This window comes from Tenacibaculum sp. M341, from assembly GCF_004337695.1.
In the GTDB taxonomy this organism is placed as follows: Bacteria; Bacteroidota; Bacteroidia; order Flavobacteriales; family Flavobacteriaceae; genus Polaribacter.
In genome coordinates this window covers 159,797-183,774 of record NZ_SJXJ01000010.1, presented here as the reverse complement: position 1 = coordinate 183,774, position 23,978 = coordinate 159,797, and the positions used below count along the sequence as shown (strand labels likewise).

Here is a 23,978-nt window from a genome sequence, read left to right as displayed (position 1 = left end):
GAGCAATCCCTTTTGATATATATTTATATGTATATTTTAATATTATACATTTTTAACTAATTAAGGATTTACATCTTCAACAGTCCAAGAAATACCACCTACACTTTTACCTGCAATAGCATCTGCCATATCAGTTAATTGAGTAGGAGTAACATCCCATAATCCATCTCCTGTTGTTAAAATACTGATGAATCCATCAACATCAGCATCTGTAAAATATCTATCTCCGTTAGCATTTACTACATAACGTAAACTATTTACAAAACCATATCCTTCACATAAATCGTGGAAAGCATCTTCTCTCTTTTTAGTTGCTCCTGGAGCTGCTGCTTCTGAAATAATTTCTGCACCACCAATTAAATAATGTACAGCTCTTACTGCAATTACTAAACCTAACTTTTCACGTAAAACTTTTACTTGAGTATCTCTCTCTGTGTAATTCTTTTCTACAATTGCAATTCTACCTTTTACAAAAGCAGTAAAAATATCACTTTCTAAACCTGTAAATTTAGGTAAACCTGCTACATTATCAATGTACTTATAAATTAAGTTCTGTGCTGAAGTATTTCCGTAAATATAACCGAAAGACTCATCCCAGTGGTGCTCCATAGTTGTATAACTCTTTCCTTCTGCTACAGTACCAGCATCATTTAAAGCTCTGTAATCTTTAGCCCCATCAGCATCGTCTCCGTTTTCATTATCTAAACGATTTAAATAATGGTTAACAGCTTGATCATAAGCTAATGCTCCTGCCATAGATTTCGTAAATAATTGATCTAATTCAAGTCCTTGCTTATTAACATATCTTCTAGTAGTTCCATCAGATTCTAAGAAAGATCCTGCTTGACCAGCTGCTGCAGTTGCTGTCCAATTGTCTAATACATCTTGGTGCTTAGTTATGAAAGCATCTATAGCTTCAACATTCGTTTTTCCTTGTCCAGAAGTATTTTTATCAGATCCAAAAATACCTATTGAAGAAGAAGACTTTGGTCTTACAACTTTAGTAGTTCCGTTTAATGATGCATCTGAAAAACCAGCACTTTGAAGTTCTCCTCCTACTTCTACACCTTCAAATTTTTCTCTAATATCAGCTACAGAAGTTTCAGATTTTAAGTTGCTTCCTATTTCTTTAGCTTGCTTTAAACGAGTTGTTTGTCCGCTAAAGCTTACAGTTGCTTCTCCTTCTCTAGTGAATAAAGTTTTATAATTATTAATGTAATCATTATTATAATCACCATCATCACCTCTAGAAAAATCAGTACCTGTTATTACTTCACTCACTTTAGGTGTACTTACAGTAGTACCAGGGTCTGGAGTTATACCTCCATCAGTATCGTCAGAACATGAAGCTAATATTGCTCCCAGAACAAATAAACTTAAAATGTTTTTTTTCATTATAGATTTATTAAAAAATAATTTTCGGCTAAATTATTAAGGATAATGAAAATAAAAAAATTTATTTAGATTTATTTAAAATAAAATTTATAATAAGTTTAAATAAAGATTATAAAACAATGAGAAAAAAAGAAACAAACACCTGTTAATCAATAAAAAACAGATTATTATCTAATATTTTTTGTATTGATATGAATTAGTGAAATTACGATAAGAAGAGCATGATAATAAGAATCAAACTTGATTGGAGATGCAAAAAGGATGGTAAAAAAAGAGGCGAAAAAGACTTTTTATAATTATTCTTTTTATCGGAAAAGTAAAAGAGGTTGATATAATAATGTATAAATCTAGATTTGATGTTATACAGATTACATTAATAATTAATGTAAGATCAAATTAGAAAAAAGATCTTAGAATTAATGTCTTAGATTAAGGGTACTAAAATTAGTATTGATATTTTCTAATATTCTTCTTGATGATTTTTCTGTAATATACTAACTCATCAAATTGATAGAAGAAATTAATCTTTTTATCAGCAACTGTTTTAGGATTTTTAATTTTCCCTTCACCTAAAACAAAAGCAGTCCAACTTTCAGCAATATCTTCTTCTGGACTCTCAGCTGCGTAATCTGTTAAGAAAGTTGTGTAGTTATCTTTATAAAGACCATATAATTTTTCTAAACAACTTTTTTGTTCTGTGTAGCAATATGTTTTTTGAATAAAGTCCCATTCTTCTAATAAACCATCATCCCAAAATTCGTTAACAAATTTGTTTAAATAGCTTTTCTTATTAGTTACACCTTCTAAAGTAACGTAAGGTTCATTACTATCTTGATTAATTTTTGATTCTGGTCTTGGTTTAATTTGTGTATTATTCAAAGTAAGTAAATGACCAAATTCATGTACTAAAGTATAGATTGATTGACTAATTCTAGAATCATCCTTACTAGTAAAATCAACATCTATTGGATCTAGAACAAGTTGCCATTCTGTATTATCTTCATTTAATGATCCTAAAGCTCCTGTTTTTTCATCTTCTCCATCTGTAATTAAAACTAGTCTTTTAATATATTTCTGAGTTATTCTCTTAGGAAACATATTGTAAAAAACATTCCAATTATATCTAGCAATGCTAGTTTCTTCGTCACTGTTATCTATAAAAATACCGTTCTTTATATCCCAACTACCAAGGTTTTCGCTATCTGATGGATCTACTGGATTGGGGTGCAGTGAAAATCCTAAAAAGAAAAAGACTAATAAACTAAACTTCATCTAAAATCATATAAAATTAAATACTTCTAATGCTTTATTATAAGCACTTTCAAAACTCATTGGCTTTACATTTGTATCGATTTTGTTGGTTGTAAAATATGACAACATTTTTTCTGTTGGCATGTTACCTGTTAAATCGTCCTTAGCCATAGGGCACCCTCCATAACCTTTAATTGCACCATCAAACCTTTTACAGCCAGCTTTATAAGCACTGTCGATTTTTTCAAACCAAGTTGAAGGTGTCGTATGTAAATGAGCACCAAATTCAATATTAGGATATTCCGGGGTCAAATTCGAGAATAGATAGTCTATAATTTTTGGGGTTGAACTACCTACCGTGTCCGACAAAGATACAATCTTCACTCCCATCTTTGCAAGTTTCTCTGTCCAATTTGCCACTATATCAACATTCCACGGGTCTCCGTAAGGATTACCAAAACCCATCGACAGGTAAGTTACAACTTTTTTATCATTTCTCTGCGCAATATTCAAAATATCTTTCAAAATATCTACAGATTCTGCAATTGTCTTGTGTGTATTACGCATTTGAAAGATCTCAGAAATAGAAAAAGGATACCCTAAATAATCAATTTCTTCAAAAGCGCACGCATCATTTGCTCCTCTTACATTAGCTACAATGGCTAATAATTTACTATCAGTTTTAGATAAATCTAATTTATTTAAAACTTCAGCAGTATCTCTCATTTGAGGTATTGCTTTAGGAGATACAAAACTTCCAAAATCTATCGTGTCAAAACCTACTTTTAGCAATGAATTTATGTACTTTGCCTTTAAATCTGTAGGTATAAAATGACTTTTTATTCCTTGCATAGCGTCCCTCGGACACTCTATGATTTTAACTCTTTCAATCATTATGCCAAATATAGGGATATTTATATGTTATATTTTTAAAACTTATAAAATTGAGTGTTAATTTTTTTTATTTTTCACAAAAGTGTAACAACTTATTTTTTCATGGGTCTTTGAGATAGATTAACTAGAATTGGAAACACCAAACGCACACATAAAACAATTATTAGAAAGCTGTAAAAAAAATAATACATCAGCTCAAATGCAACTATATAAGTTGTATTACAAAGCTATGTTTAATTCTGCTTACAGAATTTTAAAAGACGAATTTGAAGCTGAAGACGTTATGCAAGAAGCATTTTTAGCTGCTTTCACAAAATTAAATGACTTTAAAGGTGAAGTAACTTTTGGTGCTTGGCTAAAAAGAATCGTTATAAACAAAAGTTTAACACAACTAAAAAAGAACAATCGTTATAATGAAGTAAAAATGGAAGTTGTTTCTGATAATGATGTCAACGAAATTGAAGAGATAAATTATAATGATGTTAATGTAAAAACAATTATTGGAGCCATTAACTCATTAAAAGAAAATTATAGAGTTGTGTTGACTTTAAATTTAATAGAAGGCTATGATAATGAAGAAATTGCTCAAATATTAAACTATAGTAATGAAAATGTTCGAACAACAATTTCTAGAGCGAAAAAGAAATTAAAAGGATTATTAATAGATAGTAAAAAACAAATGAATGCAAATGGATGATAAATTAAGAGATTTTGTTTTAAATAATGATTTTGACATTTATGAACCTCATTCGGGTCATGAAGATCGATTTTTGAAGAAACTTGAAGCTAAAAAAAATAATAAGAATCATTTTTCTTGGAAATGGTTATCTATAGCCGCCACAATTACTTTACTAATAGGAATTTTTATTGGAAGTAATTATACAGAAAGGAATCAAATGAGTGAAATGGCAGAAACAGAATCATTCTTTATAAACACAATTAATCAAGAATTAAAAGAAATTGAAAGGCATAGAAATATTGAAACTGAAAGTATTATTGAAGATGCCTTAGAACAAATTGAAGAATTAGAAGATCAATTTAAAAGTTTTAAAAATGATCTGGAAACTATGGGTAATGAAAAACAAATCATAAAAGGTATGATTGATAATTACCAACAAAGATTACAAATATTAGAAAACTTATTATATCAATTAGATGTTATTAAAAACCCCGAGAAACAAAATGAAGAGTTCAATGAAATTATATAAAATCACCTTCCTCCTACTTCTTTTACCAATTATTGGCTTTGCTAATAAACCAAAAGATAAACATGAAAAAACTAAAAACATTAGTAAAAGGTTTGAGGTAAAGAATAACGCAACTTTATACGTTAACAACAAGTATGGAAACGTTACAGTTACTACTTGGGAAGAAAACACCATACAAATAGATGTAAAAATACTTGTAAAAGGTAGTAACATTGAAAAAGTAAACGATAAGTTAGATGGTATAAATGTTGTTTTTGAATCGAGTGAAAGTTTAGTAGAGGCTAGAACTAGGATTGAAGATACTAAATCTAGCTGGAGCTGGTGGGGAAATAGCTATAAAAATATTAGTTATAAAATTAACTATTACATTAAAATGCCTAAAACAAATAATGCCGATCTTCATAATAAATATGGCGGAATTGAATTAGATGTTTTAGAAGGAAGAGCAAATATTGATTGTGATTACGGATCTATACAAATTGAAAAACTACTAAATGATGGAAACTCTATTAATTTAGGTTACTGTGGAAACTCTACTATTAATTACATGAAATCAGGTAATATACGTTCTGATTATTCTAAATTGAGTGTAAATGAAAGTAATGACTTAAAAGTAAATGCTGACTATAGCGGAATAAAAATAGGTACAACTAAAGAAATTAATTTTAACTGTGACTATGGTAGTATTGCTATTAAAAATGCAGATTTTATAACTGGAAATTCTGATTATGCTGGTATGCAAATTGGCACGGTTACTAAAGATCTTAATATTAATACTGATTATGGTGGGCTAAAAATTAAAAATCTAGCCAAAGGGTTTCAAAAAGTTTATATCGATGGAAGCTACGCTGGTATAAAAATAGGAACACCTAGCAACAATAATTTTGATTTTATCTTAAATCTTAGTTACGCTGGATTTAGCTATCCTGATGAATCTGTAAACATGAAAAAATCTATCAAAAAAATATCTAAAAAATATTACGAAGGTAGTTATGGTAACTCTGAAACAGGTTCTAAAATTGAAATTAAATCAAACTACGGAGGTGTATCTTTAAAGGTAAATGATTAATTACTTTCTCAATATCATTGACTTGTAAATTAAATACCTTGCCAAATAGTATAGTAAATGGTAAATGATAATGAAAGAGATGTGATTATTAACAAAATCAGAAAAAGCCATTAAAATATCAGCCATAGGCATTAAGGTAGTCCCCCAGAAAAAGTAACGAGCTTTGTTATTGTTTTTATTCAATAAGTTTAAAAAAGTAAAAAACACTAAAATTACAGACAAAGCTCCCATTAATAAAACAGGAACCCTAATTAAATCTATGTACCTATAGAATAATGTGTAGATAGCTATAAAAGTCAGAATAAAAGGTAATACGTAAATAAACATTTTAGCTGAAAGCCTTGGAAAAACTGAACTTTTTATAACTACAATGTATAAAAACCTATTAACTATTAATAAAAATAAAGCGGGGTAATAAAAATCTGCTTCAAAAACGAATAGTGAATCTGAAAGAATCGATATCAGTAATATTAGTACGTACCAGTAATTTACCTTGTATGTGGTTTCTAAATATAAAAATGATAACGACAATAGCGCTACTAGTTTAACAACAAACTCTATATTAAGATCCTGAACCACTAACGTATAGCCTACAGAAAGCGAAGCTATTACATACAAAATTGTAAGCGTTAGATTTATTAGTTTGTTAGGTTTTTTTTGGCTCAAGTACTGTAAATTAAAAACTAAAAATAAAATAAAAAATGAAAAAACTACTATTTGTAACACTTATTTTATCATGTGTAAATGGCTTCTCTCAAAGTTGGTGGAATTCAAAAAAAGTAAAAGGAAATGGAAATATCACTACGGTTACTAGGTCTATAAAAAGTTTTGACAAAGTGCATGTTGGAGGCTTTTTTGATGTAGAATTAGTTGACGGAAGAGAAGGGAAAGTTACTATTAAAGGAGAAGAAAATATTATACCTTACATTATTACTGAGGTACGTGATAGAAGTCTAAAAATTAAAGTAAAAGATCATGTAAATATTAAAACTTACAAAAAGTTAACAGTTACAGTACCTTTTAACTCTATTTCTAGTGCATCGTTAGGTGGATCGGGTAATATTTTTATTAAAAAAACAATAAACAGTGAGAATACATCATTTTCTTTAGGCGGATCGGGTAATATTAAAGCTACTGTAGATACTAATTCGGTTAAAAGTTCTATTGGTGGTTCTGGTAACATATATTTAAAAGGAAAAACAAATTCATTAAAAAGCTCAATTGGTGGTTCTGGTAATTTAATTGCATACGAGCTAAATTGTAAAGAGCTGAAAGCTAGTTTAGCTGGATCTGGAAACATTAAAGCTTCTGTTTCTTACAAAATAAAAGCCACTCTTGTTGGTTCCGGTAACATATACTATAAAGGAAGTCCTGAACTGGTTGACACAAATGCTATTGGATCTGGAAGTATTATAAAAAAGTAGATAGTTAATACTATTATAAATTTTGAAAAGATTGCATCAATTGTAATCTTTTTTCTTTTAACGACTCATTAACTACATTCCTACAATAAATTACTACTTTTGAAAAAACACGATCGATTTATGAGGAATTTATTTTTACTTTTTGCTATGATTTTTATTTGTGAATTTGCTTTTTCACAAAATCCTTCAAAATACAAAGCAGAGAGAGAAAAGACTCATAATCTTGTTCATACAAAACTTAAAGTCGATTTTAATTTTAAAGATCAAACTATGAACGGTGAAGAATGGGTTACAGCTAAACCTCACTTCTATCCTTCAGATAAATTTACTTTAGATGCAAAATCGATGCTAATTCATGAAGTATCATTGAATAATAAAAAATTGAACTATAATTATGATGATCATGAATTAATTATTGAGCTACCTAAAAAATACAATCGAAACGAAGAATTTATCATTTATATAAAATACACTGCTCAGCCAGAAAAAATAAAAAATAAAGAAACAAAGAGCTTTTCTGCTGACAAAGGGTTATACTTTGTAAATCCTACTGGATTTGATAAAAATAAGCCTACTCAAGTTTGGACTCAGGGTGCTACTGAAGCTAATAGTTGTTGGCTTCCTACTATTGATGCTCCTAATCAAAAAACTTCTCAAGAAATATACATTACTGTTCCTGATAAGTTTGTAACTCTTTCTAATGGTCTTTTAGAAAAACAGACAAAAAATTCAGACGGAACAAGAACAGATTACTGGAATTTTAAACAAAAACATGCTCCTTATTTATTTTTTATGGGAGTTGGTGAGTACGAAATCATTAAAGACACCTACAAAAATATTCCTATAGAATATTATGTAGAAAAACAATATGCTCCGTATGCTAAAGACATTTTTGGAAATACTCCTGAAATGTTAGCTTTTTTCTCAAAAATTACTGGAATTGAATACCCTTGGAGTAAGTACTCTCAAATTGTAGGAAGAGACTTTGTTACTGGAGCTATGGAAAATACAACTGCAGTTATTCATTCTGAAGCCGCTTATCAAACTCCTGGACAATTAATTGATGAAAATGTTCAAGAAACTGTCATTGCTCATGAAGCTTTTCATCATTGGTTTGGAGATTTGGTTACTGCTGAAAGTTGGAGTAACATTGCTGTAAATGAAAGTTTCGGAAATTACAGTGAGTATTTATGGTTAGAACATAAATATGGTAAAGATATTGCTGATGCTCATTTATTTGAAAATATTAAAGCTTATAAAAACGGACAAAATCAAGATAAAAATTTAGTTCGTTTTTATTATGATAGTAAAGATGATGTATTTGATGCTGTTAGCTATAACAAAGGAGGCGCTATTTTACACATGCTTCGTAAGTATTTAGGAGATGAAGCTTTTTATGCTGGCATTCATAAATATTTAAAAGATAATCAATACAAAACGGGTGAAGTACATCAGTTACGTTTAGCTTTTGAAGAAATTAGTGGTAAAGATTTAAACTGGTTTTTCAATCAATGGTTTTATGGTAAAGGACACCCAGATTTAGATATTTCATATGATTATAACAAGCTACGAAAAACGGTTACTGTAAATGTATACCAAACTCAAGATACTGAATTTCAATTCCCGCTAGCCATCGATATTTTTGAAAAAAACGGAACTGTTAACCGTCATCACGTATTTGCAAATAGAAGAGAAACTTCATTTACATTTCCTTATGTAACTCAACCTAAACTAGTGCAAATAAATGCAGATGGAGTTTTGCTATGTACTCTAAACGAAAACAAAGTATTGAGTGATTATATCTTTCAGCTTAAGAATGCTAAAAATTATGAACACAAAAGAGAGGCATTATTAGAAGTTGCCAAACAACAACAATACGATAACAAGGCGTTTAACGCTATTGCCGATGCTTTAAATGCTCCTTTCTACAAAATAAGAAAACTTGCTTTAGAGCATATCAATTTAATCAATAAAAATGCTAAAAAAAGAGTTATTGAACGAATTAAAGAAATGGCTAATAACGATCCAAAAACGTTAGTACAGGCAGCTGCTGTAGAAACTTTAGGTAAATTAACCGATCCTTTATTAAAACCAATTTTTGAAAAAGCTTTAAACAGCAAATCATTTGCAGTTATGGGTAAAGCTTTGGTTGCTATGTATTATATTGATAAACCATTAGCTGTAAAAAAATCAAAAGAATTACCTTTAGAAGTTAAAAATATAATTGCAACTCCTTTAACTAGAATTTATCTTGAAGAGAATGATGAAAGTGAACTTATTTTTATTGCAGGAAATGTAGTTACAGGTATGTACTTAAGTCAAGATAAAGCTACTCAAAGCTTGTACAAAAAAGCATATGATAAAATTGCTGAAAGTAATAATACTGAAGCTATTCAGAATTTAGTAAATGATATTGTAGTAAAAGGAAAGCAATATCAACAATATGGTTTTAATAATGTAGGTATTAGCTTAATGCGAAGCATGGTACAAACACAAAAAAACAAAGACAATAAAAATGAAGTTAAAAATATTGCCATAATTAAAGATGCTATGGCTCGATTACTTCAATAAATTAAAAAAAAGACCAAAGTAGATACTTTGGTCTTTTTTTTAATTTATAACTTCTACTGTCATTGGTATATCTTCTAAAGGCCAATCATCAGAACCTACTTCTACTTTCGCTATTTTTTCAATTGTAGAAAATCCTGAAATTACTTCGCCAAAAACAGTGTGTTCTTTATCTAAATGTGGTGCTCCTTTTTTATTTTGTACAATGTAAAAATTAAATGGACTTGATAATTTCTTTGGATTATTCTCTACATCTTTTGCTGCTGCTAATGATCCGTATTTATGTCTTCTCCTTTTTCTAATTTCTGGTTTTAATCTGTAATGCTGATATTTACCTCTAATTCTTGCTGTTTCAGATTTATCAGAATCACCTGCCTGAACCACAAAGTTTTTAGCTACTCTGTAAAAATAAGCAGTGTTAAAATATTTGATTTTTGTTAAGAATATAAAATTTGCTCTATGGATTGGAGTGTCATTAAACAAGCGTAATTTAATTTTTCCAAATTTTGTAGTTATCAATACTTTGGTTTCTTTATTTAACTCTCCGTACTTCGTAAAAAAAGCATCTACATTAGTTCTATCTAACGTATCCCATTCTTCTAAAACCTCTTTTTCTTTTACTTTCTTAATTTTTTTCTCAACTTTTTTTATTGGCGCTACCTTTTCAACCTTCTTTTTAGGTACTTGTTTTTTTTCTTCATTACAACTTACAAAAGTGATAATTGCCACTAAAATTAAAAAGATGCTTGTTTTATGAAACATTTTTATTTGTATTATTTTGGTGTAAATATACTGAAAAGAGTTTTCGAGTTTCAGCTTTTAAACTTAAAACGGTATTGTTACATTTGTATATATGATAGAACAGGTAATTTTAGTTGACGAACAAGACAACGAAGTAGGGTTAATGGAAAAGATAGAAGCGCATGAAAAAGCAGTTTTACATAGAGCTTTCTCTGTTTTTGTTTTTAATGATAACAACGAGTTAATGCTTCAACAAAGAGCTAAAGAAAAATACCATTCTCCACTACTTTGGACCAACACATGTTGTTCTCATCAACGAAAAGGAGAAACTAATTTACAAGCAGGTAAAAGACGTTTACAAGAAGAAATGGGATTTGTATGTGAACTTGAAGAAGTGTTTTCTTTTATTTACAAAGCTCCTTTTGATAATGGCTTAACAGAGCATGAACTTGATCATGTTATGATTGGTAAATTTAACGGAGAACCAGCTATTAATAGAGATGAAGTTGAATCTTATAAATGGATGACTTTAGAAGCTGTAAAAGAAGATATAGAAACGAATCCTGACAATTATACTGCTTGGTTTAAAATTATCTTTGAAAAATCGTACGACAAAATTGCTAACCACAAAATTTCTTAAACATGCCTAGAGTAACTGTACACAGAAAAGCTCATTTTAATGCAGCACATCGTTTATACAGAAAAGATTGGAGTGATGACAAAAACTTTGAAGTTTTTAATAAATGTAGTAATCAATATTTTCATGGTCATAATTACGAATTAATTGTTTCATTAACTGGTGAAATTAGCCCAGAAACAGGTTATGTTTATGATTTGGGAGTATTACGAAATTTAATTAAAGACGAAATTGAAGAAGCTTTTGATCATAAGAACTTAAATATTGAAGTTCCTGAATTTAAAGACTTAATTCCTACTGCAGAAAATATTTCAGTAGTTATATACAACAAACTACGCGTACATATTCCTGAAGACTTAGATATTAAAATTACCCTATACGAAACTCCAAGAAACTTTGTGAGTTATAGCGGTGAATAAAACTGATATACAAATAAAAAGCTCAAAAACCTTTGCTTTTGAGCTTTTTAAACAAACAAACCAAATTAACTTACAAAAGAAGTTATTCAAACTTAGTGTGTTTATAATCAGTGACAAAACCTAGTCATTAATATAAACGTTAAAGTTTTGTCTTTTTATTATTTATTTTAAGCTATTTTCAGAATATGTAAATATGTACCTTTGTAGCATTCTAAAAGCATATTTTACATGAAAATAGTTGCCATGATTCCTGCTCGTTATGAAGCTTCACGCTTTCCAGGAAAACTTATGAAAAACTTAGGAGGTAAACCCGTAATTGTTCGAACTTACGAAAGTGCTCTTCAAACTCAATTATTTGATGAAGTATATATTGTTACCGATTCAGAAATTATATCAGAAGAAATAACTAAAATTGGTGGTAAAGTAATAATGAGTCAAAAAGAACATGATTGTGGCTCTGATAGAATTGCGGAAGCTGTTGAGAATATGTCTGTAGATATTGTTATTAATGTGCAGGGAGATGAACCATTTATTGATGCTACATCTTTAAGTAAACTTATTGATGTTTTTAAAGTTGATAATAAAAAAGAGGTAGACTTAGCTTCGTTAAAAGTGAAAATTACTGAAGAAGAAGAAATTAAAAATCCTAATAATGTAAAAGTTATTACCGATACTCGAAATTTTGCTATTTACTTTTCTCGTTCCGTAATTCCATACCACAGAGACACAGATATTAATGTTTCTTATTTTAAACACAAAGGTGTTTATGCTTTTAGAAAAGAAGCTTTAATGGATTTTTATACTACTCCTATGACACCATTAGAAAAAGCTGAAAAAATTGAAGCTATTCGCTATTTAGAAGTTGGTAAAAAAATAAAAATGGTAGAAACACAAATAGATTCTATAGGAATTGATACTCCAGATGATTTAGAAAAGGCTATTAAAAAACTGAATTCTTAAAAATTAATAAAAGTTAGGACTGAGATTTTTTCAATCCTAACTTTCATATTAAAACAGTTAATTAAAACTGTTAAATCAAACGAGAAATTGATTCTTTTCTCGTTTGTAAAAATTAATCCTCTACTTTGTTAGTCGTTTATTTTTTTATAATTTTTTTAGTAAACTTCTTCTTACCAAATACATTTATAAAGTAAAGATCATTTTTAAACTTCTTTAATGGTATGTCAGTATTTGTACTCATTAATTTTTTACTTAAAATAATCTGACCATTTATATTATGTATTGTAATGGTTGAATAATCTACTAGGTTATCTACAGAAATAGTAAGGTTATCTGTTTTTTGAGTAATTTTTACTTTATTACTCTCTAAATCAGATGATATTTTCCCTTTTGATACTTTATTAGCAGCAGAATTACAATTTCCTATCAGCGTCCATACTTGGTACTTATCTGAGTTTAATTTTGGATTCTGACCACGAGTATACCAATTGTTTTTATAAATTTTATTTTCATAAACAACTTTAGTATTACTTTGAGGATATATCGTAGAGCTAGACCATACTGGAATATTTCCACAACCTTGATTGTTTTGATCTCCATCTCCGCCACCATCATTATTATCATCTTTTTTATTTTCAAAAAGAATATAACCAGGGCAATGAATCCAATCACTATAACTTCCTCCACAACTATCATTTTGCCACACACCAGTGTTTACTTTTTGATCTTCAGCCTGAAGTTTTTTTCCGCTAATTGTAATATAATCAACTTGAACATCTCTTCTTACTCCTGCAACATCGTTTGTAAATTCTACTTTAACATTCTTGTTTTTATCACCATTAATAGCGTAGTTTTTAAAGTTTCTTGATAATGTGATTGTTCTTAAAACTTTATTGTTTATAGATACATCTATAGTTTCGTCACCAGAAACTCCTTTGGCTCTAATAATAATATTACCATTAGTTTCATCACCATCATTAGTATCTCCACCATTATCTGGTTCTCCATTATCTGGCTCTCCGTCACCTGGTGTTTCATCATTATTACTACACCAATTTTTCATAATAGTTCTTACTTTCTTACCAGAGTCTGTTAAATTCTGCGAAGACCAATTCCCCTTAGTAGATGCTCCAGATTTTATAATTGAAGCTCCTTCGTTTTTATCATGTACAGACCAATTAAGATGAGATATTTTGTTTTCTGCTAAAAATTTCATCCACTCATCAGTAGAACCATTATCTACAGCACCATTTCCGTTTGCAGAAACACTACCCCATTCCGTTACCATTAAAGCTATTCCATTATTTAAAGCTGTTCTAGCCTTTTGTCGTAAAGATTCTTTATGAGTTGCAGCATAAAAATGTAATGTATATGCAATGTTTTTACTGCTAGTAATAGGGTTTCTTGAAGCAGCATCAACATCTTGAGACCATGTTGAAGTTCCTACTATTATTAAATTATTCTGATCAATACTTCTAATAGCAGAAATAACCTTTTCTGCATAAGACTTTATAGTAGACCATGGTGTATATATAGGCTCATTGTAAATTTCATAAATTACATTTGGATGTTTACCATAAAGAGAAGCCATTTCTTTAAAAAATGCTACAGCTTCTTCTTCATGTTCTTCAGCATGATGAGAATGCCAATCTATAATAACATAAAGTCCTTCATTAATTGCTGCCTCAACAATAGTTTTAACTCTATTCTTATTTCCAACAGGATCATTCAAATATCCTCCATTGTCTTCAACTCCCATTGCAGCTCTTACAATGTTGCTATTCCAATCTTTTTTAAGCCATGATACAACGTCTTTGTTATAAAATTTTTCTGCTCCCCAGCCCGTATTGGACCAAAAGAAGCTATTTCCTGCAAAACTTACAGGCTCATCTTTTTGATTTACGATTTTATTTCCAGATACTTTTAAACTTCCATATGTATCAACAGGTCTAGAATCACAATTATTCTGAGAGTTTATGCATAATACAAATGCGAAGATTGTTAAAAAAGTTAGACTCTTTTTTAAATTTTTCATTAATTTAGATTTATATTTTGTTAGTATTTTAATACCAAAAAACAAAATAGGTTAGGGATTAAGATTCATTATTAATAACTGAATATTTATTGAATTATTATTCAAACCAAAATCTCATACCCAATACACTAAAAACCAATGAAAAACAACCAAAATTTAGGAATAATTGCTTTTGATGCAGATGATACACTTTGGGTAAACGAAACTTATTTTAGAGAAGCTGAAGATGCTTTTGCTAAATTGTTAAGTAATTATGAAACTGAAAATAAAATACACCAAGAACTTTTTAAAAAAGAAATTGATAATCTACATCTGTATGGTTACGGTGTAAAAGGCTTTACACTTTCTATGGTTGAATGTGCATTAGAACTTTCTAATAATAATGTACAGCCCGAAACCATTAATAAAATACTTGATATAGGTAAAACAATGTTGGAAAAACCGATAGAGCTACTGGATAATGTTGCTGAAACTTTAGAATATTTAAGTAATAAAAATTATAAATTGATTGTTGCTACAAAAGGAGATTTACTAGATCAGGAACGTAAGCTAGAAAAATCTGGAATATTATCTTATTTCCATCATGTAGAAGTAATGAGTGAGAAAAAAGCTGTCGATTATAAAAAACTAGTGAAACACTTAGATATAAATCCTTCAGAGTTATTAATGATAGGGAACTCATTAAAGTCTGATGTATTACCATTACTAGAAATCGGAGCCTCTGCAATTCATATTCCTTTTCATACAACTTGGGCACATGAAACAGTAAGTGAATCGCAAAAAAAAGAAGCTAACTACCAAACTTTATCAAGTATAAAAGAACTTCAGAACTTGTTATAAGTCTTATCTGTTTATTTTTAGAAATATTTCAGAAAGAATTAGATAAAATCATTTAATTTTGCATAAAAATATTAATTATGGCTAGCGTAAAAAATCTTAAAAAAGATATCAATTACACTTTAGGAGATATTATTGAAGAATGTTATGTATGGGAGTTAATGAATCCTAAAGAAGACACTACAAAATCACAAGGAATTATCGATGAAGCGATTGTTGTTTTTGATGAATTAATTGTCAAAGTGCATGCTAAAAATGTTGAAAACAAGAGAGCTCACTTTAAAGCAATAAATTCTGATTTAGAAACTAAAGCAAAATCTTTAGTAGCAAAAGTAAACGCGCTTTAAAATCATTTAAAGTAAATTATTAAAAAACCGTTTAAAGATATTTTAAACGGTTTTTTTATGCTATCTAACTAAACCAGGAAAAGATGTTACTGGTTCTATTTTAATATCTGCGAAGTTTTCTGCGATATATACTTTTAAATCACCTCCATTTTCAACTATCTGCCATTCTCCACATTCATCTGCAAAGTTTTCTACAAACTTAACTTTTATATCTGCAAAAGAGTTTACTATTTTTACTTTTACATCAGCTTCAGAAACATATTCAACAAGTTGAATTTTTCCATAAAGTTTTTTTCCGTCAAATTCACACTCCTCTAAACTTACCTCTTTATTTGTATTCGAATCTTTTACAGTAAAAGAAACAATACATAAAAGAACAGTAATTATAATGGCATAACTTAAAAATTTCATAATCTAAATTTATCTTTTATTCTGTATTATTAAATACCTAAAATCACCTAAACTTAAACAATTTAAAACAAAAATTGACAAAAATTACTATTACTTTTTCAAATGAAATAACTACATAAAAAAAGGACCAATAATAAATTATTACTAGTCCTTAATTTGCTTTATGAGTTAGTTTATTAACTAACTTCTTTTAAGCTGGTTATTACATACTTCTTTTTCCCTTTTACTTCAGAAACTGTGTAAGTAACTTCAAAAGTTTTTCCTTTATAATCTCCCGATTTTAAGTCTATTACCTTTGATGCTTCTTCAGCAACCTGATGAAAAGTTACAGTATCACCATCTTTTGTAGAAAACTTAAACCCTTCACTTTCTGAGAATTCCACAAAAGTAGCGACTATACTTTTATCTTGATTTACAATTTCTACAGCTTCTAATGTATTAGTAGCTTGTAAAGTTCCAAAAAATCCTGTTCCGATAAATAACATTAAAAATGTTACAGTTTTAAAATAATTTTTCATGTTTAATTGTTTTTGATAGTTAAACGAAATGGTTGATGATAGTAAAAACAATAAACTGCGCAGAAATTTTATTACTATACTATCGAAACGGAAAATAAAAACTCATATTTCGTTGCTTTAACAAGTTTAACTGTATTTAACAACAAAATATGAGTTATTTTAGAACTTTTAACGCTCTTTAAGAATGCTTTAAAACTATCTGATTAGTTTCTTATATTTAATACGTTTTGGCATTAAATCACCACCTAAACGTTTCTTCTTGTTTTCTTCATAATCAGAGAAAGAACCTTCAAAGAAATACACTTGAGAATCACCTTCAAAAGCTAAAATGTGCGTACAAATTCTATCTAAAAACCATCTATCGTGAGAAATTACTACTGCACATCCAGCAAAGTTTTCTAAACCTTCTTCTAATGCTCGTAATGTATTTACATCTAAATCATTTGTAGGCTCATCTAATAATAATACGTTCCCTTCTTCTTTTAAAGTCATTGCTAAATGCAAACGGTTACGCTCACCACCAGATAAAGTGTTTACTTTTTTGTTTTGCTCACTTCCTGCAAAATTAAAACGACTTAAATAAGCTCTAGAGTTTACTTGTTTTCCTCCCATCATTACTAAATCTTGACCTTCAGAAAAGTTTTCCCAGATAGATTTCTCAGGATCAATATTAGAATGAGATTGATCTACATATGCAATTTTAGATGTTTCTCCAACTTTAAAATTACCAGCATCAGGAGTTTCCTCTCCCATTATCATTCTAAAAATTGTTGTTTTACCAGCACCATTCGGTCCAATAATTCCGACAATCCCTGCTTGCGGTAAGTTAAACTCTAAATTTTCATATAATAACTTATCACCATAAGCTTTAGAAACCCCAGTAGCTTCAATTACATTGGTTCCTAAACGAGGTCCGTTAGGAATATAAATTTCTAACTTCTCTTCTTGCTGCTTTTGGTCTTGACTCATTAATTTTTCATAGTTCTTCAAACGTGCTTTCTGCTTTGTTTGACGACCTTTAGCTCCTTGACGCACCCATTCTAACTCTCGTTCTAATGTTTTCTGACGCTTAGAAGCTGTTTTACTTTCTTGTGCTAAACGCTTCGATTTTTGATCTAACCAAGAAGAATAATTTCCTTTCCAAGGAATACCTTCTCCCCTATCTAACTCTAAAATCCAACCAGCAACATTATCTAAGAAATATCTATCGTGCGTTACTGCAATTACAGTTCCTTTATATTGTGCTAAATGATGCTCTAACCAATGTACAGATTCTGCATCTAAGTGGTTGGTAGGCTCATCTAATAATAAAATTTCTGGCTCTTGTAATAATAATCTACACAAAGCAACTCTACGACGCTCTCCTCCTGAAAGTACTCCGATTTTTTTATCAGAATCAGGTGTACGTAAAGCATCCATTGCTATTTCTAACTTTGTATCTAATTCCCAAGCATTTGAAGCATCAATTTTATCTTGTAATTCAGCCTGACGCGCCATTAACTTCTCCATCTTGTCAGCATCAGAATATACTTCTTCTAAACCAAACATATCGTTAATCTTGTTGTATTCATCAAGAACTGCAACTGTTTCAGCTACACCTTCTTTTACAACTTCCATTACCGTTTTATTTTCGTCTAATTGCGGCTCTTGCTCTAAGTATCCAACTTTATAACCTGGAGAAAAAGTAACTTCTCCTTGGTAATTTTTTTCTACACCAGCTATTATTTTTAATAAAGTAGATTTACCCGATCCGTTTAAACCTAAAATTCCAATTTTTGCTCCGTAGAAAAAACTTAAATATATATCTTTTAAAACTTGTTTCCCTGTTGATTGATAGGTTTTAGAAACCTTATTCATAGAGAAAATGACTTTTTTATCGTCTGACATGTTAATTGATTATTTGATTTGATGATTTAATTATAAAGATACTAATATGATCAATAATACTAGTATCTATATTTTTAAAACTTTTAAAGATTTTTTACACTAACACAAAAAAATCCAATTGTACTTACATTTACATTTTGAGGATATTGTTTTATGGAAATATTTTGTGCAATGAGTATTTTTATACTCTTCCTTTTAGTGCATTAAATACCCAAGCTATAGAAAAGAAACCTAAAGCTACTGCTCCAAAACCATAACCTGCTATCTCATCATATTTAAAAACTGCTAAGGCAGTTAATAATAACCCCATGATCACCATTATTAAAGTTGCATAGGTCAACACTGTATTTTTGTTCATTGCCATAATTAATTTCAAAAAAATTGAGCTACAAATATCGTTAATAATTTAGATTTTACAATTTTACGATAAAAAGTTAAACACCCATTTTTATAGTTTGTTCATTTTTAGTGGTAATAACTTAAAAATTTCTTCTCATTCCACCAGATCTATTTCCTCTCATGCCTCTTGAATTTCGTCTAACTTTTTGTGTTGGTTTTGGATTTAATTTTTCTTTTTCTTTCTTCTGAAATTTTAACCATTTTTTTAATTGTTTTTTGGTTAAAACCTCCATCAAACGCTCATTTAAGCTAGCATCAGTCCTTTTCACTTTTAGTCTTACTGGTTTTAAAGTCCTATTCGCCTCCTTCCTAGCTTCTCTTATCGATTCAAAATCTTTATTTTCTCTTGCAATTAAAATCGTCTCTTCAAAAGCTGCATCTACTTTATTTAATTTTACACTTTCTAAAAATTCAATCTCTTCTATTGCAGTATTGTAGTCTTTAATGGCTTTTAAAACTGTGGTTTTCTTGTTTTTCTTCTTTATTTTTAACTTTTTCAACACTTCTTGCTCATTAAAATACAATATACCAACAGCATTGCGTGAACTAAATTTTTGTTTTTTGGTAGCTTCTAAATTATTTGCTTGTGGAGATATTTGAGCATTAATGCATGCTATTGAACATAAAATTAATATTAAAAAAAACTGTCTCATAAAATGTAATTTAAATTATCACTTCATGAGACAGATATTATGCCGGTAGGTTTAATCCTACTTTGTATTTTAACTATAATTTAGCAGCTAAATTATTTCTTTAGTGAACTTCTATTATTTTCTTGCTAATTTTCGTAGAGCTACCCATTGTCTTAATTTTTCTTTTGCTTCACATGCTGGATACCCTACTACAGTTTGCCCTGCAGGAACATCAGCTATAACACCAGATCCCGCTCCTACTGTTGCTCCTGAATGAATTGTTGTATGATCTTTTATAGAGGCACTTCCTCCAATAACAACTCCATCTCCTAAAGTTACTGAACCTGCTAATCCACTATTTCCAGCCATAATACAAAATTTTCCTAAAACTGAATTATGTCCTATTTGAACAAGATTATCAATTTTACAACCATCTCCTAATATTGTAGCACTAAACTTACCCCTATCAACACATGAATTAGCCCCAATTTCAACATTATTACCTATAACAACATTTCCTATATGAGGAATTTTAATTAATCCCTGTTTACTTGGTCTATAGCCAAATCCGTCAGCTCCAATACTTACATTATTATGAAAAATACAATTGTTTCCTATCTCACTTCTCTCTCTAATTACAGTTCCTGACCAAATTATCGTATTATTACCTATAGAAGTGTCATCAAAAATAGATACATTAGGATATATAACTACGTTATCTCCTAAAATTACATTTTCTCCTATAAAAGAATTTGCTCCTATTTTACAACCTCTTCCTAATTTAGCTGTAGAAGAAATAACTGCCTTGGGATGAATCTCTTCACTAAAATAAGGTGAATCAGGTATAAAAAGTTCTAAAACCTTCACCATCGCTAAATCTACATTCTTTACTTTTATAAAAGCTTTACCTGCTCCTGGTTCTAATTTTATTTTTTCGTCTAATATTGCTACTCTTGCTTTTGATGTTTCCCATAAACGAGCATATTTACTACTATTTATAAAAGTAATATTATTATTTTCTGCTTTTTCTATTTGTTCTGGAGCTTCAATTTTATGATCACAATCCCCTATTAATTCTCCGTCTAATAGCTTTGTAATTTCGTTTACGGTAAATGACTTCATTTATCTAATTTAAGTTAGTTTTAATCTTGAAAAAACTAATAAAAAAAACCTACGTTACGTAGGTTTTTTTATTAGGTATAATATTTATTTACAGTTCAGCAGCCAATCTACTTCCCTGATCAATAGCTCTTTTGGCATCAAGTTCTGCAGCTACATCGGCACCTCCAATAACATGCACTTTAACTCCTTTAGCTTCTAATGGCTGATAAAGCTCTTTAAAAGGTAATTGTCCTGCACAAATAATTACATTATCTACTGCTAAAACTTTTTGCTCTTCATTCTGTACATAGTGTAAACCATAATCATCAATCTTAGTATATTGAACTTGATTGATAAACTTTACGTTCTTCTTTTTTAAATTAGCTCTATGGATCCACCCTGTGGTTTTTCCTAAATTACCACCAAACTTACCCTTACTTCTTTTAAACATAAAGATTTCTCTTGGCGAAGTATGAAACTCTTTTTCTACACCTTCAATACCACTTCTTGCCTCTAAACTTTTATCAATTCCCCATTCTTTTAACCAAGCATCAATATTCTGTGAAGTACTCTCTCCTTGATGAGATAAATATTCAGAAACATCAAAACCAATTCCTCCAGCACCAATAACTGCTACTCTTTTTCCTACTGGTTTTTTATGCTTTAAAACATCAATATAATTCAGTACTTTATTGTGTTCTATACCTTGAATTCTAGGTGTACGCGGAGTAATACCTGTAGCTAATATGATTTCATTAAACTCACCTTGTACTAAATCTTCAGCTGTAACTCTGGTATTTAACTTTAAATCAACATTATGTAGCTCTATTTGTTTGCCGAAATAACGAATTGTTTCATAAAACTCTTCCTTTCCAGGAATTTGTTTCGCTATATTAAACTGCCCTCCTATTTCACTTTCTCCATCAAATAAAGTTACTTCATGTCCTCTTTGAGCCGCTACGGTTGCAGCAGCTAAACCAGCAGGTCCAGCACCTACAACTGCTATTTTTTTCTTTTGATCTGCAAGCGAATAATCAAATTCTGTTTCATGACATGCTCTAGGATTTACCAAACAGCTTGCTATTTTTTGCTCAAAAACATGATCTAAACAAGCCTGATTACATGCAATACATGTATTTATTTCATCATCCTTTTCCTCTTCTGCCTTATTCACCCAAAAAGCATCTGCTAAAAACGGACGAGCCATAGAAATCATATCTGCATGTCCTTCGGCAAGTACTTTTTCAGCTGTTTCTGGCATGTTTATTCTATTTGAAGTTACTAACGGAATAGCTACTTCTTCTTTCATTTTTTGAGTTACCCAAGTAAAAGCAGCTCTTGGAACTGAAGTTGCAATCGTTGGAATTCTTGCTTCATGCCAACCAATACCTGTGTTTATAATAGTAGCACCAGCTTTTTCTATTTCTCTTGCTAACAATACTATTTCTTCCCAAGAACTTCCTTTCTCTACCAAATCAAGCATCGATAAACGATACATAATAATAAAATCTTCACCTACCTTTTCTCTCGTTTGTTTAACAATTTCAATAGGTAATCGCATTCTATTTTTATAGCTTCCTCCCCAATCATCTTTTCTTTTGTTAGTTCGTTTAGCTATAAATTGATTGATCAAATACCCTTCAGACCCCATTATTTCTACACCATCATAACCTGCATCTTTAGCTAAAGAAGCTGATTTTACGAAATCCTTAATTGTTCTTTTAATACCAGACTCTCTTAATTTAAATGGTTTAAAAGGTGTTATTGGTGATTTTATATCTGATGCACTTACATTTAAAGGATGATAACCATAACGACCTGTATGTAAAATCTGCATACAAATTTTACCTCCTTCTTTGTGTACTGCTTTTGTTATTATTTTGTGTTTTTTTACATGCTTTTTGGTGCTCATTCTTGCTGAAAAAGGACCTGTCCAGCCTTGAATATTAGGAGCAATTCCTCCAGTAACAATTAAACCAACTCCTCCTTTTGCTCTTTCTGCATAGAAGGCAGCCATTCTTTCATAACCGTTTTTCTCTTCTTCTAAACCAGTATGCATAGACCCCATTAAAACTCTATTTTTTAGAGTTGTAAATCCTAAATCTAATGGTTCAAAAATATGTTTATACTTCGTCATTTTGTTAGTTTTTATTACACAGTTATTATTAAATAACTACAACAATGTACATCATTTTTATAAATAAAAAAACTGCTAATTTGTCAGCAGTTTTAATTATTTGAATAAAAATAAGTTCTAATTTCTTTTAAAATTAAACAAAACCTTTTACAATTTCATCTACCGATTGAATTGATTTTGTGTATTCTATACTTGGTCCTGCAACCCAAACTGTTTTATAAGTAGCTTTTTTTGCTGCTTTTTCAGTAGCCTTCATTCCCATAGAAAAACGAATCATTTTAACCCACTTTTTTAGCTTTCTATTTTTGTTTAAAATCTTTTCAATCCAAGTTTCTTCTGTTCCTATTTTTTGAACATAAGGCGTATTTATAACCGTACAAGGAGTTCCTGAAATTCTTTTTGTCATAATAATATCATCTGCTCCATATTTCACACAAGCCTCCTTATAATCTTGAGTAACACCAGATTCTTCTGATGCTATAAAAGGACTTCCTACAGACACTCCAATTGCTCCATAAGATAACATTTCATCTAACTGAGATTTATTTCCTACACCTCCTGCTGAAATTACAGGTATATCACAATTTGCTACTAATTCTTCTATTAATTCTTTAGGGGAGCTATTACCTCTATGACCTCCTGCTTCGTTATTTACTGCAATCAACGCATCAGCTTTTAAAGAAGTTACTTTTTGAGCAAATTTTAAATCAGTAACATCACAAAAAACTTTAATTCCTACTTTGTGAGCTTCCTTTATTGTTTCTGCTGGACTTCCCAAAGAGGTAATGATAAAATCCACACCTTCTTCACACAAAACCTCTAGTTGGCTTTTGTATTTTACATTTGATTTATTTACAATTAAATTAAAACCAAATGAACCACCTTCAACTTTGTTCTCTTTTAATTCTTTTATCGCTTCTCTAAGCTCTTCTAAGGTTCTATAATTTAATGCAGGAATACAACCTGCAACTCCTGATTTCATCCCTTCAATCACCATTTTAGTATTTGATACTAAAAACATTGGCGCCATAATTATAGGATGTTTAATATTTAAAATTTTAGTAAGATCTGACATATTCGTTTAATTTTATTATGCATGCATAACAAA

24 protein-coding genes are annotated in these 23,978 nt (G+C 29.8%); 10 read left to right on the top strand and 14 right to left on the bottom strand.

What is annotated here, in order from left to right:
- Window positions 1–60: 60 nt before the first annotated feature.
- From EYW44_RS13455 to EYW44_RS13445, 3 genes are all read right to left on the bottom strand, one after another.
- Window positions 61–1,395 carry a DUF4856 domain-containing protein gene (locus tag EYW44_RS13455; protein WP_132724184.1) on the bottom strand — a complete coding sequence of 445 codons (1,335 nt, stop codon included), beginning with the start codon at window positions 1,393–1,395 and terminating at the stop codon, window positions 61–63.
- A 444-nt stretch (window positions 1,396–1,839) separates the two neighbouring features.
- Window positions 1,840–2,667 carry a hypothetical protein gene (locus tag EYW44_RS13450; protein ID WP_132724183.1) on the bottom strand — a complete coding sequence of 276 codons (828 nt, stop codon included), beginning with the start codon at window positions 2,665–2,667 and terminating at the stop codon, window positions 1,840–1,842.
- 6 nt (window positions 2,668–2,673) lie between these two features.
- On the bottom strand, window positions 2,674–3,540 hold the full coding sequence (locus tag EYW44_RS13445) for a hydroxymethylglutaryl-CoA lyase (protein ID WP_132724182.1): 867 nt from the start codon (window positions 3,538–3,540) through the stop codon (window positions 2,674–2,676).
- A gap of 130 nt (window positions 3,541–3,670) precedes the next feature.
- Here EYW44_RS13445 and EYW44_RS13440 point away from each other — a divergent pair, with 130 nt between their 5' ends.
- Genes EYW44_RS13440 through EYW44_RS13430 form a run of 3 tightly spaced genes read left to right on the top strand, consistent with a single transcriptional unit; the run spans window position 3,671 to window position 5,817 of the window.
- Window positions 3,671–4,237, top strand: a complete 567-nt coding sequence (locus EYW44_RS13440; protein WP_132724181.1) for an RNA polymerase sigma factor — start codon at window positions 3,671–3,673, stop codon at window positions 4,235–4,237.
- Window positions 4,230–4,748 (top strand): hypothetical protein, encoded by a 519-nt coding sequence (locus tag EYW44_RS13435; RefSeq protein WP_132724180.1) that lies wholly within the window; start codon window positions 4,230–4,232, stop codon window positions 4,746–4,748. Before EYW44_RS13440 ends, EYW44_RS13435 begins: the two co-directional genes overlap by 8 nt.
- On the top strand, window positions 4,735–5,817 hold the full coding sequence (locus tag EYW44_RS13430; RefSeq protein ID WP_132724179.1) for a hypothetical protein: 1,083 nt from the start codon (window positions 4,735–4,737) through the stop codon (window positions 5,815–5,817). Before EYW44_RS13435 ends, EYW44_RS13430 begins: the two co-directional genes overlap by 14 nt.
- On the opposite strand, the gene EYW44_RS22900 is transcribed toward EYW44_RS13430, so the two are convergent.
- Entirely contained in the window at window positions 5,818–6,396 is a 579-nt protein-coding gene (locus EYW44_RS22900; protein ID WP_373681069.1) for a lysoplasmalogenase family protein, read from the bottom strand.
- A 122-nt stretch (window positions 6,397–6,518) separates the two neighbouring features.
- On the opposite strand from EYW44_RS22900, the gene EYW44_RS13420 reads away from it, so the two are divergent.
- Entirely contained in the window at window positions 6,519–7,241 is a 723-nt protein-coding gene (locus tag EYW44_RS13420; protein WP_132724177.1) for a head GIN domain-containing protein, read from the top strand.
- A 120-nt stretch (window positions 7,242–7,361) separates the two neighbouring features.
- Window positions 7,362–9,812 carry a M1 family metallopeptidase gene (locus tag EYW44_RS13415; RefSeq protein ID WP_132724176.1) on the top strand — a complete coding sequence of 817 codons (2,451 nt, stop codon included), beginning with the start codon at window positions 7,362–7,364 and terminating at the stop codon, window positions 9,810–9,812.
- A 39-nt stretch (window positions 9,813–9,851) separates the two neighbouring features.
- On the opposite strand, the gene EYW44_RS13410 is transcribed toward EYW44_RS13415, so the two are convergent.
- Window positions 9,852–10,571, bottom strand: coding sequence for a peptidylprolyl isomerase (locus EYW44_RS13410; RefSeq protein ID WP_132724175.1), 720 nt, complete (start codon window positions 10,569–10,571; stop codon window positions 9,852–9,854).
- Window positions 10,572–10,662: 91 nt separating this feature from the next.
- Between EYW44_RS13410 and idi the strand changes: the two genes are divergently transcribed.
- The 3 genes from idi to kdsB all read left to right on the top strand — a co-directional run bounded on the left by idi (window position 10,663) and on the right by kdsB (window position 12,566).
- Window positions 10,663–11,190 (top strand): isopentenyl-diphosphate Delta-isomerase, encoded by a 528-nt coding sequence (gene idi, locus EYW44_RS13405; protein ID WP_132724174.1) that lies wholly within the window; start codon window positions 10,663–10,665, stop codon window positions 11,188–11,190.
- A gap of 2 nt (window positions 11,191–11,192) precedes the next feature.
- Window positions 11,193–11,606, top strand: a complete 414-nt coding sequence (locus EYW44_RS13400) for a 6-pyruvoyl trahydropterin synthase family protein (protein WP_132724173.1) — start codon at window positions 11,193–11,195, stop codon at window positions 11,604–11,606.
- A gap of 228 nt (window positions 11,607–11,834) precedes the next feature.
- The gene (kdsB, locus tag EYW44_RS13395) at window positions 11,835–12,566 is read left to right on the top strand and encodes a 3-deoxy-manno-octulosonate cytidylyltransferase (RefSeq protein ID WP_132724172.1); all 732 of its coding nucleotides are present in this window, start codon (window positions 11,835–11,837) and stop codon (window positions 12,564–12,566) included.
- A gap of 136 nt (window positions 12,567–12,702) precedes the next feature.
- Here kdsB and EYW44_RS13390 read toward each other — a convergent pair whose 3' ends face one another.
- Window positions 12,703–14,601: a cellulase family glycosylhydrolase gene (locus tag EYW44_RS13390; protein WP_132724171.1), complete on the bottom strand. Its 1,899-nt coding sequence runs from the start codon at window positions 14,599–14,601 to the stop codon at window positions 12,703–12,705.
- Window positions 14,602–14,739: 138 nt separating this feature from the next.
- On the opposite strand from EYW44_RS13390, the gene EYW44_RS13385 reads away from it, so the two are divergent.
- Together EYW44_RS13385 and EYW44_RS13380 are read left to right on the top strand one after the other, a co-directional pair.
- Window positions 14,740–15,441: an HAD family hydrolase gene (locus EYW44_RS13385; RefSeq protein ID WP_132724170.1), complete on the top strand. Its 702-nt coding sequence runs from the start codon at window positions 14,740–14,742 to the stop codon at window positions 15,439–15,441.
- 77 nt (window positions 15,442–15,518) lie between these two features.
- Window positions 15,519–15,785, top strand: coding sequence for a hypothetical protein (locus EYW44_RS13380; RefSeq protein WP_132724169.1), 267 nt, complete (start codon window positions 15,519–15,521; stop codon window positions 15,783–15,785).
- A gap of 60 nt (window positions 15,786–15,845) precedes the next feature.
- Here EYW44_RS13380 and EYW44_RS13375 read toward each other — a convergent pair whose 3' ends face one another.
- The 8 genes from EYW44_RS13375 to EYW44_RS13345 form a co-directional block, all read right to left on the bottom strand.
- Window positions 15,846–16,196 (bottom strand): hypothetical protein, encoded by a 351-nt coding sequence (locus EYW44_RS13375; protein ID WP_132724168.1) that lies wholly within the window; start codon window positions 16,194–16,196, stop codon window positions 15,846–15,848.
- Between the two features lie 176 nt (window positions 16,197–16,372).
- On the bottom strand, window positions 16,373–16,714 hold the full coding sequence (locus tag EYW44_RS13370; protein ID WP_132724167.1) for a hypothetical protein: 342 nt from the start codon (window positions 16,712–16,714) through the stop codon (window positions 16,373–16,375).
- 195 nt (window positions 16,715–16,909) lie between these two features.
- Complete coding sequence (ettA, locus tag EYW44_RS13365) at window positions 16,910–18,601, bottom strand: energy-dependent translational throttle protein EttA (protein WP_132724166.1); 1,692 nt, start codon at window positions 18,599–18,601, stop codon at window positions 16,910–16,912.
- Between the two features lie 181 nt (window positions 18,602–18,782).
- A complete protein-coding gene (locus tag EYW44_RS22245) occupies window positions 18,783–18,959 on the bottom strand; it encodes a CAL67264 family membrane protein (protein WP_165872224.1) in 177 nt (58 codons plus the stop codon).
- Window positions 18,960–19,080: 121 nt separating this feature from the next.
- On the bottom strand, window positions 19,081–19,653 hold the full coding sequence (locus EYW44_RS13360; RefSeq protein ID WP_132724165.1) for a hypothetical protein: 573 nt from the start codon (window positions 19,651–19,653) through the stop codon (window positions 19,081–19,083).
- Window positions 19,654–19,767: 114 nt separating this feature from the next.
- Window positions 19,768–20,754 (bottom strand): UDP-3-O-(3-hydroxymyristoyl)glucosamine N-acyltransferase, encoded by a 987-nt coding sequence (gene lpxD, locus EYW44_RS13355; protein WP_132724164.1) that lies wholly within the window; start codon window positions 20,752–20,754, stop codon window positions 19,768–19,770.
- An 88-nt stretch (window positions 20,755–20,842) separates the two neighbouring features.
- Window positions 20,843–22,870, bottom strand: coding sequence for an NADPH-dependent 2,4-dienoyl-CoA reductase (locus EYW44_RS13350; RefSeq protein WP_132724163.1), 2,028 nt, complete (start codon window positions 22,868–22,870; stop codon window positions 20,843–20,845).
- Window positions 22,871–23,003: 133 nt separating this feature from the next.
- Complete coding sequence (locus EYW44_RS13345; RefSeq protein ID WP_132724162.1) at window positions 23,004–23,945, bottom strand: NAD(P)H-dependent flavin oxidoreductase; 942 nt, start codon at window positions 23,943–23,945, stop codon at window positions 23,004–23,006.
- Window positions 23,946–23,978 lie beyond the last annotated feature (33 nt).